The following is a 16,445-nucleotide window of genomic DNA, read 5'->3' as shown; positions in this document are numbered from 1 at the left end:
ATCATCTGGCGCGCCCCTGTCTGCTGTGCAGGCGGGGGCGTTTCTGCGTGTTCCGGGGCTCCTCCGGCGGGGGGCGCAGGGACCGGAACCGCCCCCAGACGGCGCCCAGCAGGGCGGCGAGCATCAGGAGAGCGCCCAGAGCCATGGGAAAGGCGTACTCCAGCTTCAGGTAGGCGTAGTAGGCCCCCAGAGAGGCGATCTGCACCAGGGCCGCAAGGGGGATGCGCCGTCTGTCGGTGCAGGCCCAGAGCAGGGTGAGGACGTCGGCCAGGAAGAAGTACCGGTCGTGCATGTGGGGGAGGAGAAAGGGGATCCCGATGGCCAGCACAACGCCGGCCGCCAGCAGGGCCCGGCCGGTGACCCGCTGCCGGCGGAGAAAGAGGGCCAACAGCACCCCGGCCGTCAGCAGCCCGGCGGCGGCGATGCCCGGAAGGGACGCGCCCGCCGGAAGATTTCCCGGCAGCAGGGCGTAGACCGAGGGGGCGTTGAGGGCGAGGGCGGAATAGGCCTTCGTCTGGCCCACATAGACCATTAGGATGTCGGGCAGGGGCTTTCCCGCCAGCAGGGCGGGGAGGGCGGCGGCCAGAAAGGCGGCGGGGAAGAGGGGCAGGTCTCTGGTCCTGACCCGGCCGGTGAACCAGAGGGCCGCCCACAGGGGCAGGAGGAAAATGGTCTGGAGCTTGACGGAGAAGGCCAGTCCCGCCAGCACCAGGGAGGGGGCGCTCCGCCGCTCCAGGCCGCAGGCCAGGGCGTGGAGGATGAGGGCGGCGTAGATGGAATCGCACTGGGACCAGCAGGCGCCGTTGAGCACCACGGTGGGCAGCAGCAGGAGCAGGCAGAAGGCGGCGGCGGGCCGGGGGCTGTCGTCCGGGCAGAACAGGCGGCACAGCCGGAAGCCGCCCCAGGAGAGCGCCACATCGAAGAGCACGGAAAAGAGCTTGATGAGGTAGAAGTCGGGCACATTGAAATAGGAGAGGGCGGCGAGAAAATAGAGGTAGGGGACGTTGTAGTCCCCAATGTTGTCCTTCAGGGCGGCGAAGCCGCCGTTATTGCGGAAATAGGCCGCCCAGGGGCCCAGGAAGTCGTAGTAGTCGTAGGAGCAGTAGTCCAGGCACAGCACCCGGTAGAAGAGGGCGGCTCCCACGGGCAGCAGGCAGAGCAGGCACAACTGCCAGCCGCAGCCCTCCCACGCCAGCAGGGCCAGCGCCAGGGCGGCCAGCAGAAGGATCAGCAGAAAGACCAGCCCTCGCCCTGCGGCGCCGGTGTATTGCAGCCCTGTGACCTTGGCCAGGGCCAGTATCAGCAGGGCGGCCCCCGCCGCCCCGCAGGGGATCGCCAGCCAGGCGCCGCAGGTGCGGGGCGCGGGCCGGAGCGTGTCAGACATAAAACCCCTTCTTTCAGGAAGAATCTTCCATAAGCTTACCATCGGAAGGGGAGAAAATCTCGGGAAACCGGGCGAAGGGGGCGGCAGGGCAAAAAAACGCCTCTCCCGGAGCGGGAGAGGCGCAAACGCAGGAAATGGGGTCAGGGCGCGGTCCAGACGGTCTGTCCGGCCAGGGAGACAGCGACGATGTCCGCAGTGTCAGGGAAAATGCGGTTTCCGTCGTCGCCCACGGGCTGGAAGTGGGCGGAGGAGGGGCCGTTGGTGGAGCCGGAGCCACCCTGCCACACAGTGGCAATCTGACTGCCGTCCGCCATGGTGAGCACCGGGGCGATACCATGGTCAGAGAGGGTGCTCAGGTCGCCGATGCCGTTGTCTGCGGTAAAGGAGACATCCAGGGCGGAGAGCCGCAGGCCGGTGAGCTGGAGGGCTGTGCCGTTCAGGTCCACGGCGGTTTGGATGTCCAGCGTCAGGGCGGCGCTTCGGTCTGCGGTAAAGGCGAGGGAGAAGGGGGCATCGGACAGGACCTTGTCCATCTGGTAGGAGATCACCAACTCCAGCCAGGGCAGGTCGGCGGCGGTAAGTGGGCAGTCCCGGAAGGTGTAAAATACGCCTCTGGTGCCGTCGGACAGGGTGACGCCGTCGCCGCCAAAGAGGGAATAGGTCTCGCCGGTCCTGGTGTCCACCAGCGCCTCCGGGAGCACGCCGCCGCACACCAGGTCGCCGCTCTGGGCTGTGCCGCCGCTGAGGAGGATGCCCGGCCCGTTTTCGGTGACCGCCGCGCCCAGTATCCGGTACTGGGGGAATTTCTCGTCCAGCGGCAGCGGGATGGAGGTATGCGCCAGGTCGGCGGCGTCCTGTCCGGCGTCGTATTCCGGGATATCCAGCTCTGCCAGGGGCGCCAGGGATACAGCCTCCTCCGGCTGATAGCCCAGGGCGTTGTCGGAGTAGAGCGGAATGGCCACGCCGTCTGCCGTAAAGGTGAGCTGCTTGCCGGACAGCGTCTCTCCGGCGGAGAGCCGGTGGTCCTCCAGCTGACAGCAGAAGAAGAGGGCCGTACCGTCCTCTGAGAGGACGGGGTTGTCCATGCCGCCTCCGCCGAAGGACTGTCCGTCGGCCAGAAGGGAGGCGTGCACGGTGTGGCCGCTGAGCCGGGCGTCCGGATCGATGGGCCCGCCGTCGGCCCGGGAGAGGGACAGCAGCAGGATGATGCCGCTGTCGTCGGCCATCACGTCCTCCAGGGTGAGGGTGTAGTCTCCGGCGGTCTGGCTGACGCCGGGGGAGGTGACCGCGCGATATGGGATGTCAGCGCCGGGCCAGAAGTGCTGCCACAGGCCGGATACACCGGCGGCTGCTGCGCCGATTATAAGAAAGAGGGCCAGGGCGGCGGCCAGCAGGAGGGTGCGCCGGGGGAGGGCCCTGGGCCTGCGGTCCCCCTCTGCGGCCAGCCGCAGGCGGACGGCGGGCTCGATCTCGCAGGGAGGGGTGACCACCTGGGAGAGCGCATCATAAATCAGCTGTTCATCAGCGGTTCGGTTCATAGACAATCCTCCTTTGCGCAGGGCGGATGGGATGGAGCCAGGGCCTTGGCCAGCTTCTTTTTGGCCCGCTGGTAGCGCTGACGGGCGGTGGCGGCGGATATGCCGTGCCGCTGTGCCAGGACCTCAAAGGGCTGCTCCTCCATGACCCGGCCAAAGACCAGGGCCCGCTCCTCCGGCCGGAGGGTGAGCAGAGCCCGGCGCAGATCCTCGCCGATATAGTCCGGATCGGACCGGGAGGTGGGCGGAGGCGCGAAGAGCTGCCGCTTCCGCCGCCGGATCTGGTCGATGCAGGCGGTGTAGGCCAGGCGGTACAGCCAGGGCTGGAGGGGCGCGGCTTTGAGCCGTTCCCGGTAGCGCCAGGCTTTGAAAAAGGTGTCCTGCACCGCGTCCTGGGCCTCGTGGTAGTCGCAGAGGATGTGGTGGCAGTAGCGGAGCAGCGGCTGCCCGTACCGGTCGATGGCGGCGGAGAGGGCGGCCTCGTCTCCGGCGGAAAAGGCGGCCTGAAGCTGCTGTTCGTCCATGGTGTCCCTCCTTTCACTGTGTCATGCTGAAGACCGGCTTCACCCATGATAACGGCGGAAAAGGCGGTTTTGTGACAGCGGGGCGAAAAAAGAAAACGGCCCGCCCGGATGGGGGCGAACCGTTCAGAACTGGCGGGAAGGCAAAATAAAAATCTGGATTTCTCCAGATTTCGCCTGCAAAGGGGATTGACTCGTACAGATATCCATGGTATACTTAAATGCTCTTATTTCCGGGAAAGGTCTGTTCCGATTCTCTCCCAGCTTGGATACAGTTTACCACGGAGATGAGAAAAGCGCAATAGGAAACCTAAATATCGCTTCAACGCATGCGGGCGTATCAAAGTGCCTGCGGCGTATCCCTTTGTAGGATTTGACGAAGAAGAGGACAGAGAAAGCGGTTTTTGGCCTGCGGAAACAGGCGAAAAATCGCGGCAGTATCAGAAAACGAGGTGTTATTTCTACGATGATGGTCAAGGACGTGTACTACGGCAAGACCCTGCGCAAGAGCTACGCCCGTCACGAGGAAATCCTGAGCATGCCCAACCTGCTGGAGGTTCAGAAGAACTCCTACCAGTGGTTCCTGGACAAGGGTCTCCGCGAGGTGTTCAAGGACGTGGCCTCCATCACCGACTACGCGGGCAACCTGGAGCTCTCCTTTATTGATTACTCCATGGACGAGCCGCCCAAGTACAACATCGAGGAGTGCAAGGCGCGGGACGCCACGTACGCCGCCCCCATCAAGGTGCGGGTCCGCCTGCGCAACAAGGAGACCGAGGAGATCAAGGAACAGGAGATCTTCATGGGCGACTTCCCCCTGATGACCGACTCCGGTTCCTTTGTCATCAACGGCGCTGAGCGCGTGATCGTCTCCCAGATCGTCCGTTCCCCCGGCGTGTACTACGCCCGCACCGAGGACAAGGCCGGCAACGTGACCTACGCCACCACCGTGATCCCCTACCGGGGCGCCTGGCTGGAGTATGAGACCGACCTGAGCGACGTGTTCTATGTCCGCATCGACAAGAACCGCAAGCTGCCCATCACCTGCTTCATCCGGGCGGTGGGCCCCCGGACCGACGCGGAGATCATCGACATGTTCGGCGAGGACCCCCGCATCGTGGCCACCCTGGAGAAGGACGCCTGCAAGACCTACGAGGACGCCCTGCTGGAGGTGTACCGCAAGCTCCGTCCCGGCGAGCCCCCCACGGTGGACTCCGCCGAGAGCCTGCTCAACGCCCTGTTCTTTGACCCCCGCCGGTACGACCTGTCCTCCGTGGGCCGCTACAAGTTCAACAAGAAGCTGGCCCTGTGGCACCGGCTGGTGGGCCAGAAGCTGGCTCTGCCCATCGCCGACCCCCTGACCGGCGAGCTGCTGGCCGAGGCCGGCGAGGTGGTCAGCCGGGAGAAGGCCCACGAGCTGGACGATCACGGCGTCAACGAGGCCGTCATCCAGCTGGAGAACGGCACCCTGGTGAAGATGTTCTCCAACAACATGGTGGACATGTCCAAGTTCGTGGACTTCGATCCCGCTGAGTGCGGCATCACCGAGCGGGTGCGGTTCTCCGTGCTCCAGGAGCTGATGAACCAGTACTCCGGCGAGGAGCTGAAGGAGGCCGTGGCCGACCACGTGGACGACCTGGTGCCCAAGCACATCATCGTGGACGACATGATGGCCTCCATCAACTACCTCAACTGCCTGGCCAACGGCGCCGGCACTGCCGACGACATCGACCACCTGGGCAACCGCCGCCTGCGCTGCGTGGGCGAGCTGCTGCAGAACCAGTTCCGCATCGGCTTCAGCCGCATGGAGCGGGTCATCCGGGAGCGCATGACCATCCAGGACCTGGACATCGTCACCCCCCAGAGCCTGATCAACATCCGCCCCGTCACCGCCGCCATCAAGGAGTTCTTCGGCTCCTCCCCCCTGAGCCAGTTCATGGACCAGACCAACCCCCTGGCCGAGCTGACCCACAAGCGCCGTATGTCCGCTCTGGGCCCCGGCGGCCTGTCCCGTGACCGGGCCTCCTTCGACGTGCGAGACGTCCACTACTCCCACTACGGCCGCCTGTGCCCCATCGAGACCCCCGAAGGTCCCAACATCGGCCTGATCTCCTACCTGGCCGCCTACGCCCGCATCAACCGGTACGGCTTCATCGAGGCCCCCTACCGCAAGGTGGACAAGGCCACCGGCTGCCTCACCGACCAGGTGGAGTACATGACCGCCGACATTGAGGACCAGTTCATCATCGCCCAGGCCACCGAGCCCGTGGACGAGAACAAGCGCCTGCTCAACGACCGTATCACCTGCCGCCACCGCAACGAGATCATCGAGGTGGACCGGGACCAGGTGGACTATATCGACGTCTCTCCCCAGATGATGTTCTCCATCGCTACCGCCCAGATCCCCTTCCTGGAGAACGACGACGCCAACCGTGCTCTGATGGGCGCCAACATGCAGCGTCAGGCCGTGCCTCTGCTGCGTCCCGAGGCCCCCATCGTGGCCACCGGCCAGGAGCACAAGAACTGCATCGACTCCGGCGTGGCCATTCTGGCCGAGGAGGACGGCGAGATCCTGAAGGTCTCCGCCCAGTACATCACCGTCCGCTATGACAGCGGCCGGGTGGTGGACTACAAGCTGACCAAGTTCATGCGCTCCAACCACACCACCTGCATCAACCAGCGCCCTATCGTCAACGCGGGCCAGCGGGTGGAGAAGGGGGAGGTCATCGCCGACGGCCCCTCCACCTCCAACGGCGAGATCGCCCTGGGCAAGAACATCCTCATGGGCTTCATGACCTGGGAAGGCTACAACTACGAGGACGCCATCCTGCTCAACGAGCGCATGGTGAAGGACGACGTCTTTACCTCTATTCATATTGAGGAGTACGAGACCGAGAGCCGGGACACCAAGCTGGGCCCCGAGGAGATCACCCGGGACATCCCCAACGTGGGCGAGGACGCCCTGAAGGATCTGGACGAGCGCGGCATCATCCGCGTGGGCGCCGAGGTCCGCTCCGGCGACATCCTGGTGGGCAAGGTCACCCCCAAGGGCGAGACCGACCTGACCGCCGAGGAGCGTCTGCTCCGGGCCATCTTCGGCGAGAAGGCCCGCGAGGTCCGCGACACCTCCCTGAAGGTGCCCCACGGCGAGAGCGGCATCATCGTGGACGTGAAGGTGTTCACCCGCGAGGGCGGCGACGAGCTGTCCCCCGGCGTCAACCAGGTGGTCCGCGTGTATATCGCCCAGAAGCGTAAGATCTCCGTGGGCGACAAGATGGCCGGCCGTCACGGCAACAAGGGTGTCGTGTCCCGCATCCTGCCCCAGGAGGATATGCCCTTCCTGCCCGACGGCACCCCCCTGGACATCGTGCTGAACCCCCTGGGCGTGCCTTCCCGTATGAACATCGGACAGGTGCTGGAGGTCCACCTTGGCTACGCCGCCAAGACCCTGGGCTGGAAGGTGGCCACCCCCATCTTCAACGGCGCCGACGAGAAGGACATCGCCGAGACCCTTCAGCTGGCCGGCCTGAGCCCCGACGGCAAGAGCTGGCTGTACGACGGCCGTACCGGCGAGCGGTTCGACAACCGGGTCACCGTGGGCTACGTCTACTTCCTCAAGCTGCACCACCTGGTGGACGATAAGATCCACGCCCGTTCCACCGGCCCCTACTCCCTGGTCACCCAGCAGCCTCTGGGCGGCAAGGCCCAGTTCGGCGGCCAGCGCTTCGGCGAGATGGAGGTGTGGGCTCTGGAGGCCTACGGCGCCGCCTACACCCTCCAGGAGATCCTCACCGTCAAGTCCGACGATACCACCGGCCGTGTCCGCACCTACGAGGCCATTGTCAAGGGCCACAACGTGCCCAAGCCCGGTGTGCCCGAGTCCTTCAAGGTTCTGGTCAAGGAGCTGCAGGCCCTGTGCCTGGACATCAAGGTCCTGGACGCCGAGGGCCAGGAGATCGAGCTCAAGGACGACGACGAGGACAACTACACCCCCGACCACAGCCACGACGACGACTTCGGCTTTGGCTACGACCAGGGCGGCGAGGCCGAGTTCCAGGCTGCTGGCTATACCCTCAAGGAGGGCAGCGACGACGACGATCTGGCCGTTGCTGACGCCGACGAGGACGATGATTTTTCCGACGGCGGCGACGTGGACTTCCTGTCCGATGACGGCGACGAGGAATAAGAAAGGGAGGACGACAGAGTTATGAGTTACGCTGAGTTTGACGCCATCCGCATTGGCATCGCCTCCCCGGAGCAGATCCGCGAGTGGTCCTACGGCGAGGTCAAGAAGCCGGAGACCATCAACTACCGCACGCTCAAGCCCGAGCGGGACGGCCTGTTCTGCGAGCGCATCTTTGGCCCCACCAAGGACTGGGAGTGCCACTGCGGCAAGTACAAGAAGATCCGCTACAAGGGCAAGATCTGCGACCGCTGCGGCGTGGAGGTCACCCGGGCCAAGGTGCGCCGTGAGCGCATGGGCCACATCGAGCTGGCCGCCCCTGTGTCCCACATCTGGTACTTCAAGGGCATTCCCTCCCGGATGGGCCTGCTGCTGGACATCAGCCCCCGTATCCTGGAGAAGGTGCTCTACTTCGCCAGCTATATCGTCACCGACCCCGGCTTCTCCCCTCTGGCCAAGAACCAGATCCTCTCCGAGAAGGAGTACCGCGACATGCGGGAGAAGTACGAGGACGACTTTGAGGCCGGCATGGGCGCCGAGGCCGTGAAGAAGCTGCTCCAGGACATCAACCTGGAGGAGCTGTCCGAGCAGCTGCGCGCCGAGCTGAAGGACGCCTCCGGCCAGAAGAAGGCCCGCATCGTCAAGCGCCTGGAGGTGGTGGACGCCTTCCGCCTCTCCGGCAACAAGCCCGAGTGGATGATCATCGACGTGCTGCCCGTCATTCCCCCCGAGCTGCGCCCCATGGTGCAGCTGGACGGCGGCCGCTTCGCCACCTCCGACCTGAACGACCTGTACCGCCGGGTCATCAACCGCAACAACCGCCTCAAGCGCCTCATCCAGCTCAACGCGCCCGACATCATCGTGCGCAACGAGAAGCGGATGCTCCAGGAGGCGGTGGACGCCCTCATCGACAACGGCCGCCGGGGCCGCGCCGTCACCGGCGCCAACAACCGGGCGCTCAAGTCCCTGAGCGACATGCTCAAGGGCAAGCAGGGCCGTTTCCGTCAGAACCTGCTGGGCAAGCGTGTTGACTACTCCGGCCGTTCCGTTATCGTGGTTGGCCCCGAGCTGAAGATCTACCAGTGCGGCCTGCCCAAGGAGATGGCCATCGAGCTGTTCCGCCCCTTCGTCATGAAGAAGCTGGTGGAGGACGGCCTGGCCAACAACATCAAGTCCGCCAAGAAGATGGTGGACAAGGGCAAGGCCGAGGTGTGGGACGCCCTGGAGTTCGTCATCAAGGAGCACCCCGTCATGCTCAACCGTGCGCCTACGCTGCACCGTCTGGGCATCCAGGCCTTTGAGCCCGTGCTGGTGGAGGGCCGCGCCATCAAGCTGCACCCCCTGGTGTGTACTGCCTTCAACGCCGACTTCGACGGCGACCAGATGGCCGTCCACGTGCCTCTGTCTTCCGAGGCCCAGACCGAGGCCCGGCTGCTGATGCTCTCCGCCAACAACCTGCTCCGTCCCCAGGACGGCGGCCCCGTCACCGTGCCCACTCAGGATATGGTGCTGGGTTCCTACTACCTGACCTACGAGAAGTACCCCGAGCACACCGCCGGCGAGACCTATGAGGATGTGGCCGCCGTCAAGGCCGCCCTGGCCGAGGGCGCCATCCAGGCCGACGACTCTGTCTGGGTCAAGAACCCCGGCAAGCTGGACGACATCCCCACCTATGCCGGCATCTGCGCCGAGACCCCCGACGGCGAGCTGCCCCGTGAGGTGCTCCACGCCTTCGGCAGCGACATCGAGGCCCGCCTGGCCTACGACGAGGGCGAGCTGGAGCTCCATGTGCCCATCCTGGTCCGCCGCAGCCGCGAGGTGGACGGCGAGACCAAGACCAAGCTGGTCCGCACCACCGTGGGCCGCCTGATCTTCAACGAGGGCATCCCCCAGGACCTGGGCTTCGTGGACCGCACCGATCCCGAGACCATGTTCGACCCGGAGATCAACTTCGTCACCGGCAAGAAGCAGCTGGGCAAGATCATCGACAAGTGCATCACCAAGTACGGCTTCAACTACTCCGCCGGCGTGCTGGACACCATCAAGGCCCGGGGCTACAAGTTCTCCACCCGCGGCGCCCTGACCGTCTCCATCTACGACATGACCCTGCCCGAGGAGAAGCAGGGCCTCATCGCCGCCACCGAGAAGGAGATCGTGAAGATCGACCGCCAGTACAAGCGCGGCTTCCTGACCAACGACGAGCGGTACCGCCTGGTGGTGGAGGCCTGGGAGAAGACCACCAAGGACGTGACCGACGCCCTGATGGCCTGTCTGGACCGGTACAACCCCATCTGGATGATGGCCGACTCCGGCGCCCGTGGTAGCTCCGCCCAGATCCGTCAGCTGGCCGGCATGCGCGGCCTGATGGCCGACACCTCCGGCCGCACCATCGAGATCCCCATCAAGTCCAACTTCCGTGAGGGCCTGTCCGTGCTGGAGTACTTCATCTCCTCCCGAGGCGCCCGGAAGGGCATGGCCGATACCGCTCTGCGTACCGCCGACTCGGGTTACCTGACCCGCCGTCTGGTGGACGTGTCCCAGGAGGTCATCATCCGCGAGGAGGACTGCGGCACCCACGACGGCATCATCGTCTCCGAGATCTCGGAGAACGGCCAGGTCATCGAGACCTTCGGCGAGCGCCTGAAGGGCCGCTATCCCGTGGAGGACATCTGCGATCCCGTCACCGGTGAGGTGCTCATCGACCACCACACCATGATGACCGCCGACCACGCCAAGCTGCTGGAGGCCCACGGCATCCACCAGGCCAAGATCCGCTCCGTGCTCACCTGCGAGGCCCGCAGCGGCGTGTGCTCCAAGTGCTACGGCATCAACCTGGCCATCGGCGAGCCTGTGGGCGCCGGTGAGGCGGTGGGTATCATCGCCGCCCAGTCCATCGGCGAGCCCGGCACCCAGCTGACCATGCGTACCTTCCACACCGGCGGCGTTGCCGGCGGCGATATCACCCAGGGTCTTCCCCGTGTTGAGGAGCTGTTCGAGGCCCGCCGTCCCAAGAAGATGGCCCAGCTGGCCGAGATCTCCGGCCGGGTGTCCATCGAGGAGGCCAAGCGCGCCACTCTGCTCAACGTCACCATCACCGCCGACGACGGCGAGGTGGTCACCTACGCCATCCCCAACTCCGCGGGCATCCGCGTGAAGGACGGCGACACCGTGAAGAAGGGCGACGCCCTCACCGACGGCGCCCTCTATCCCCAGGACGTCATCCGCATCCGGGGCATCCACGCGGTGTACGACTACCTCATCCAGGAAGTGCAGAAGCCCTACCGCCAGCAGGGCGTTGATATCAACGACAAGCACATCGAGGTCATCTGCCGCCAGATGATGCGCAAGGTCCGTGTGGAGGATGCCGGCGACTCCGACCTGCTGTCCGGCTCCACCGTGGACATCATCGAGTTCAAGGACGCCTACAAGGCGGTCCAGGACCGCATCACCGCCGGCGAGACCAACGACGGCATGGAGCTGCGCCTGCCCACCTGCACCCGTCTGCTGATGGGTATCACCAAGGCCTCTCTGGCCACCGAGTCCTTCTTGTCCGCCGCCTCCTTCCAGGAGACCACCAAGGTCCTGACCGAGGCCGCCATCAAGGGCAAGGTGGACCACCTGCTGGGCCTGAAGGAGAACGTCATCATCGGTAAGCTGATCCCCGCCGGTTCCGGCCTGGCCGCTTACCGCAAGTACGACAAGCAGGAGGAGGCTCAGGCCGAGTCCGCCTCCGCGGTCCACGCCACCCAGGAGCTCATGCGCTCCAGCTACTAAGCAAATCCGGCAGAAATACAGCCCTCCGCCGCCTCCCAGAGGCGGCGGAGGGTTTTTTCTGTCCCTGCCGGGCAGGGGAGGGGAGCTCCGCTGTGCGTTTTCAACAGAAGAAGCGGCAGCTTTTTACCACAAAATTGTTATCAGTGCCCGAAAGGGAAGAAAACCGCAAAAATACTGTGTTTTCCGGTATTTTTGTGCTTGACTATCCAACGCACCTATGCTATAATCTCAAATTGCGCAGGTATGTCTGCGCCAAGCGTGTCAATGCGCTGTTTTTTGCGCGGAAAAACGGGAAGAAGGAGGCGTACAGATGCTCTCGGAGCTGAAAAATGGCCCCAAGGTGGCCGGCGTCAAGCAGACAAAGCGGGCAATTGGGGACGGGAGAGCGGTGCGCGTCTTTCTGGCAGAGGATGCCGACCCCCGCGTGACCGAACCGGTAGAGGAGCTCTGCCGGGAGAAGGGGATTGCCGTGGAGCATGTCCCCGCCATGAAGGAGCTGGGCGCCGCCTGCGGCATCGCCGTGGGGAGCGCTGTGGCGGCTCTGGTCCATTGATTTTAGCGGAATAATCTCACGGTTATTCTGTTAAAATATATTCTATCATCGTCTAAGAAAGGAGGAAAACCATGCCTACGTTTAACCAGCTCGTCCGTAAGGGCCGCGAGAAGGTGACCTACAAGTCCACTTCTCCCGCTATGCAGCATGGCCTGAACACCCTGACCAACCGCGAGACCGACCTGCCTTCTCCTCAGAAGCGCGGCGTGTGCACCGCAGTGCGTACCTCCACCCCCAAGAAGCCTAACTCGGCTCTTCGTAAGATCGCCCGTGTGAAGCTGACCAACGGTTACGAGGTCACCGCCTATATCCCCGGTGTGGGCCACAACCTGCAGGAGCACTCTGTGGTCATGATCCGCGGCGGCCGTGTCAAGGACCTGCCCGGCGTTCGTTACCACATCATCCGCGGCACTCTGGACACCCAGGGCGTCAATGGCCGTATGCAGGGCCGTTCCAAGTACGGCGCCAAGCGGCCCAAGGTCGGCAAGGGCGGCGCGAAGAAGTAATTCACGCACCGCAACTTACCCCAGCAACACTGAAATGACACAATGCGCACAGAGCGCAAGGCAGTTGTCCTTGCAGAAGCGCTTCCTTATATATAGGGGCGTTTCCCGCAGGGCACTGGACAAGCAGGCACTTGTCTTACACGGGGGCGTATGAGCGCCTTCGAGTACCTATGAAATCATACTATGAAGGAGGGAAGCAAAGTGCCCAGAAGAGGAAACGTACCCAAGCGGGAGGTTCTGCCCGACCCGCTGTATAACTCCGTACTGGTTACCAAGCTGGTCAACAGCATCATGCTGGACGGCAAGAAGGGCGTGGCCCAGAAGGTGGTCTACGGGGCGTTTGACATCATCAAGGAGAAGACCGGCAAGGAGCCCCTGGATGTGTTCACCGCCGCTATCGAGAACATCATGCCTTCCCTGGAGGTCAAGGCCCGCCGTGTGGGCGGCGCCACCTACCAGGTGCCCATCGAGGTCCGTCCCGAGCGCCGTCAGACCCTGGGTCTGCGTTGGCTCACCACTTACTCCCGCGCCCGCAGCGAGAAGACCATGAAGGAGCGTCTGGCCGGCGAGATCATGGACGCCGCCAACAACCTGGGTTCCGCCGTCAAGAAGCGCGAGGATACCCACAAGATGGCCGAGTCCAACAAGGCGTTCGCTCACTACCGCTGGTAAAGGAGTTAAAGTATGCCTAGAAAAGTTAGCCTGGAGAATACCCGGAACATTGGTATCATGGCCCACATCGACGCGGGCAAGACTACCACCACCGAGCGTATCCTCTACTATACCGGCGTCAACTACAAGATCGGCGAGACCCACGACGGTACCGCCACCATGGACTGGATGGCTCAGGAGCAGGAGCGCGGCATCACCATCACCTCCGCCGCCACCACCTGCTACTGGAAGGGAACCAAGAACCAGTTCCCCCAGACCCGTATCAACATCATTGATACCCCGGGCCACGTGGACTTCACCGTCGAGGTGGAGCGCTCCCTGCGCGTGCTGGACGGCTCTGTGACCGTCATGTGCGCCAAGGGCGGCGTCGAGCCCCAGTCCGAGACCGTTTGGCGCCAGGCGGACCACTACAAGGTCCCCCGCATGATCTACGTCAACAAGATGGACATCATGGGCGCCGATTTCTACAACGTGCTGCACATGATCCACGACCGCCTCAAGTGCAACGCCGTGCCCATTCAGCTCCCCATCGGCAGCGAGGATACCTTCAAGGGCATCATCGATCTGGTGGAGATGGACGCTGACATCTACTACGATGAGATGGGCAAGGACATGCGCGTGGAGCCCATTCCCGAGGACATGATGGAGCTGGCCCAGGAGTACCGCACCAAGCTGATCGACGCCTGCGCGGACCTGAGCGACGAGATCATGGAGCTGGCTCTGGAGGAGCAGCCCATTCCTCAGGACCTGATCCGCAAGGTGCTCCGTCAGGGCACCATCGACAACAAGGTCGTGCCCGTCACCTGCGGTACCTCTTACCGTAACAAGGGCGTGCAGAAGCTGCTGGACGCCATCGTGGACTACATGCCCTCTCCTGTGGATATCCCCGCTATCAAGGGCATCAATCCCGAAACCGACGAGGAGGAGGACCGTCACTCCACCGACGACGGCCCCTTCGCCGCTCTGGCCTTCAAGATCGCCACCGATCCCTTTGTGGGCCGTCTGTCCTTCATCCGTGTCTACTCCGGCACCCTGAACACCGGTACCGCGGTGCTCAACTCCACCAAGAAGCAGAAGGAGCGCATCGGCCGTATCCTGCAGATGCACGCCAATCACCGTGAGGACATCGAGACCGTGTACTCCGGCGACATCGCCGCCGTCATCGGCCTGAAGAACACCACCACCGGTGATACCCTCTGCGACGAGAAGGCTCCCATCATTCTGGAGTCCATGGAGTTCCCCGACCCCGTTATCCGCGTGGCCATCGAGCCCAAGACCAAGGCCGGCCAGGAGAAGATGGGCATCGCCCTCGCCAAGCTGGCTGAGGAGGACCCCACCTTCAAGACCTACACCGACGAGGAGACTGGTCAGACCATCATCGCCGGCATGGGCGAGCTCCATCTGGAGATCATCGTGGACCGTCTGCTCCGCGAGTACAAGGTGGAGGCCAACGTGGGCGCGCCCCAGGTCGCCTACAAGGAGACCATCCGCAAGGCTGTGGATCAGGACACCAAGTATGCCCGCCAGTCCGGCGGTAAGGGCCAGTACGGCCACGTCAAGATCCACGTGGAGCCCAACGAGTCCGGCAAGGGCTACGAGTTCGTCAACGCCATCGTGGGCGGCGCCATCCCCAAGGAGTATATCCCTGCGGTTGACGCCGGTATCCAGGGCGCCATGCAGGCCGGTGTTCTGGCCGGCTACCCCGTTGAGGACGTGAAGGTCACCCTGTACGACGGCTCCTATCACGAGGTCGACTCCTCCGAGATGGCCTTTAAGATTGCCGGCTCCATGGCCTTCAAGGAGGCCTGCCGCAAGGCCAACCCCGTGCTCCTCGAGCCCATCATGAAGGTGGACGTCATTGTCCCCGAGGACTATATGGGCGACGTTATCGGCGACCTGAACTCCCGCCGCGGCCAGATCCAGGGCATGGAAGCCCGTCCCGGCGCTCAGGCCATCGACGCTCTGGTGCCCCTGAGCGAGATGTTCGGCTACGCCACTGACCTGCGTTCCCGCACTCAGGGCCGCGGCCAGTACTCCATGGAGCCCCACAGCTACGTGGAGATCCCCAAGAACATCGCCGAGAAGATCATCGCCGAGCGCGGCCGGAACAACGCCGACTAAGCAGCGAAACAGCCCAAGGGCCCCTCTCCGGAGGGGCCTGCGGGATGAGTTTTTGCGGATGCGGAAGAAAGTATTGCAATTTCTCCGTCAATGCTATACAATATCTACGCATTCATGTAAAACATCAAACATGTTAACATGTAATTAAGGAGGATATCCAAACATGGCTAAGGCAAAATTTGAGCGTACTAAGCCCCATGTCAACATTGGCACCATCGGCCACGTTGACCACGGCAAGACTACCCTGACCGCCGCTATCACCAAGTATCTGGCTCTGAAGGGCCAGGCCGAGTTCGAGGACTACGCCAGCATCGACAAGGCCCCCGAGGAGAAGGAGCGCGGCATCACCATCAACACCGCCCACGTTGAGTATCAGACTGACGCCCGTCACTATGCTCACGTTGACTGCCCGGGCCACGCCGACTATATCAAGAACATGATCACCGGTGCTGCTCAGATGGACGGCGCCATCCTGGTCATCGCCGCCACCGACGGCCCCATGGCTCAGACCAAGGAGCACCTGCTGCTGGCCCGTCAGGTGGGCGTGCCCGCCATCGTGGTCTTCCTGAACAAGTGCGATCAGGTTGACGATCCCGAGCTGCTGGAGCTGGTCGAGATGGAGGTCCGTGAGACCCTCGACAAGTACGAGTTCCCCGGCGACGACACCCCCATCATCAAGGGCTCCGCTCTGAACGCCCTGGTGTCCGAGTCCACCGATCCCAACGCTCCCGAGTATGCCTGCATCAAGGAGCTGATGGACGCTGTCGATACCTTCATCCCCACTCCTCCCCGCGATGACTCTCTGCCCTTCCTGATGCCCGTCGAGGACGTGTTCACCATCTCCGGCCGTGGTACCGTTGCTACCGGCCGTGTGGAGCGTGGTATCCTGAAGGCCGGCGAGACCGTCGAGATCGTTGGTCTGACCGACGAGAAGAAGTCCACCGTCGTCACCTCCATGGAGATGTTCCGCAAGACTCTGGACTACGTCGAGGCCGGCGACAACGTGGGCTGCCTGCTCCGTGGTATCGCCAAGACCGACATCGAGCGCGGCCAGGTGCTGTGCAAGCCCGGCTCCATTCACCCCCACACCAAGTTCAAGGGCCAGGTTTACGTCCTGACCAAGGACGAGGGCGGCCGTCACACCCCCTTCTTCAACAACTATCGTCCTCAGTTCTACTTCCGTACCACCGACGTGA

At 63.7% G+C, this 16,445-nt stretch carries 10 protein-coding genes; 7 read left to right on the top strand and 3 right to left on the bottom strand.

Annotation, left to right across the window (positions count from 1 at the left end):
• Window position 1: 1 nt before the first annotated feature.
• The 3 genes from Q0K23_RS03070 to Q0K23_RS03060 form a co-directional block, all read right to left on the bottom strand.
• On the bottom strand, window positions 2-1,384 hold the full coding sequence (locus tag Q0K23_RS03070) for a conjugal transfer protein TraL (protein ID WP_294517732.1): 1,383 nt from the start codon (window positions 1,382-1,384) through the stop codon (window positions 2-4).
• Window positions 1,385-1,524: 140 nt separating this feature from the next.
• Window positions 1,525-2,922 carry a hypothetical protein gene (locus tag Q0K23_RS03065; protein ID WP_294517729.1) on the bottom strand — a complete coding sequence of 466 codons (1,398 nt, stop codon included), beginning with the start codon at window positions 2,920-2,922 and terminating at the stop codon, window positions 1,525-1,527.
• The gene (locus Q0K23_RS03060; RefSeq protein WP_294517727.1) at window positions 2,919-3,443 is read right to left on the bottom strand and encodes an RNA polymerase sigma factor; all 525 of its coding nucleotides are present in this window, start codon (window positions 3,441-3,443) and stop codon (window positions 2,919-2,921) included. The genes Q0K23_RS03065 and Q0K23_RS03060 overlap by 4 nt, the downstream gene beginning before the upstream one ends.
• A 466-nt stretch (window positions 3,444-3,909) precedes the next feature.
• On the opposite strand from Q0K23_RS03060, the gene rpoB reads away from it, so the two are divergent.
• From rpoB to tuf, 7 genes are all read left to right on the top strand, one after another.
• The gene (rpoB, locus tag Q0K23_RS03055; protein WP_294517842.1) at window positions 3,910-7,626 is read left to right on the top strand and encodes a DNA-directed RNA polymerase subunit beta; all 3,717 of its coding nucleotides are present in this window, start codon (window positions 3,910-3,912) and stop codon (window positions 7,624-7,626) included.
• A 21-nt stretch (window positions 7,627-7,647) separates the two neighbouring features.
• Complete coding sequence (rpoC, locus tag Q0K23_RS03050) at window positions 7,648-11,397, top strand: DNA-directed RNA polymerase subunit beta' (protein ID WP_294517725.1); 3,750 nt, start codon at window positions 7,648-7,650, stop codon at window positions 11,395-11,397.
• 310 nt (window positions 11,398-11,707) lie between these two features.
• Entirely contained in the window at window positions 11,708-11,950 is a 243-nt protein-coding gene (locus tag Q0K23_RS03045) for a ribosomal L7Ae/L30e/S12e/Gadd45 family protein (RefSeq protein ID WP_277215823.1), read from the top strand.
• A gap of 71 nt (window positions 11,951-12,021) precedes the next feature.
• Window positions 12,022-12,456, top strand: coding sequence for a 30S ribosomal protein S12 (rpsL, locus tag Q0K23_RS03040; protein ID WP_294517719.1), 435 nt, complete (start codon window positions 12,022-12,024; stop codon window positions 12,454-12,456).
• A gap of 201 nt (window positions 12,457-12,657) precedes the next feature.
• Window positions 12,658-13,128, top strand: a complete 471-nt coding sequence (gene rpsG / locus Q0K23_RS03035) for a 30S ribosomal protein S7 (RefSeq protein ID WP_294517717.1) — start codon at window positions 12,658-12,660, stop codon at window positions 13,126-13,128.
• Window positions 13,129-13,140: 12 nt separating this feature from the next.
• Complete coding sequence (gene fusA / locus Q0K23_RS03030; protein WP_294517715.1) at window positions 13,141-15,249, top strand: elongation factor G; 2,109 nt, start codon at window positions 13,141-13,143, stop codon at window positions 15,247-15,249.
• 163 nt (window positions 15,250-15,412) lie between these two features.
• Window positions 15,413-16,445: elongation factor Tu (tuf, locus tag Q0K23_RS03025; RefSeq protein WP_294517711.1), on the top strand; the 1,033-nt coding region annotated here is incomplete at its 3' end.

Origin of the sequence: uncultured Pseudoflavonifractor sp. (assembly GCF_944387275.1) — a bacterium.
In the GTDB taxonomy this organism is placed as follows: domain Bacteria; phylum Bacillota; class Clostridia; order Oscillospirales; family Oscillospiraceae; genus Pseudoflavonifractor; species Pseudoflavonifractor intestinihominis.
Note: the sequence above shows the minus strand (reverse complement) of the source record. Positions and strands in the feature narration are given on the sequence as shown.

What these genes read in the sequence shown, in the direction of transcription:
- Q0K23_RS03065 (WP_294517729.1), bottom strand. Translation starts at nt 2,922, where the DNA reads ATGAACCGAACCGCTGATGAACAGCTGATTTATGATGCGCTCTCCCAG.
- fusA (WP_294517715.1), top strand. Translation starts at nt 13,141, where the DNA reads ATGCCTAGAAAAGTTAGCCTGGAGAATACCCGGAACATTGGTATCATG.
- rpoB (WP_294517842.1), top strand. Translation starts at nt 3,910, where the DNA reads ATGGTCAAGGACGTGTACTACGGCAAGACCCTGCGCAAGAGCTACGCC.
- Q0K23_RS03070 (WP_294517732.1), bottom strand. Translation starts at nt 1,384, where the DNA reads ATGTCTGACACGCTCCGGCCCGCGCCCCGCACCTGCGGCGCCTGGCTG.
- rpsL (WP_294517719.1), top strand. Translation starts at nt 12,022, where the DNA reads ATGCCTACGTTTAACCAGCTCGTCCGTAAGGGCCGCGAGAAGGTGACC.
- Q0K23_RS03045 (WP_277215823.1), top strand. Translation starts at nt 11,708, where the DNA reads ATGCTCTCGGAGCTGAAAAATGGCCCCAAGGTGGCCGGCGTCAAGCAG.
- rpoC (WP_294517725.1), top strand. Translation starts at nt 7,648, where the DNA reads ATGAGTTACGCTGAGTTTGACGCCATCCGCATTGGCATCGCCTCCCCG.
- Q0K23_RS03060 (WP_294517727.1), bottom strand. Translation starts at nt 3,443, where the DNA reads ATGGACGAACAGCAGCTTCAGGCCGCCTTTTCCGCCGGAGACGAGGCC.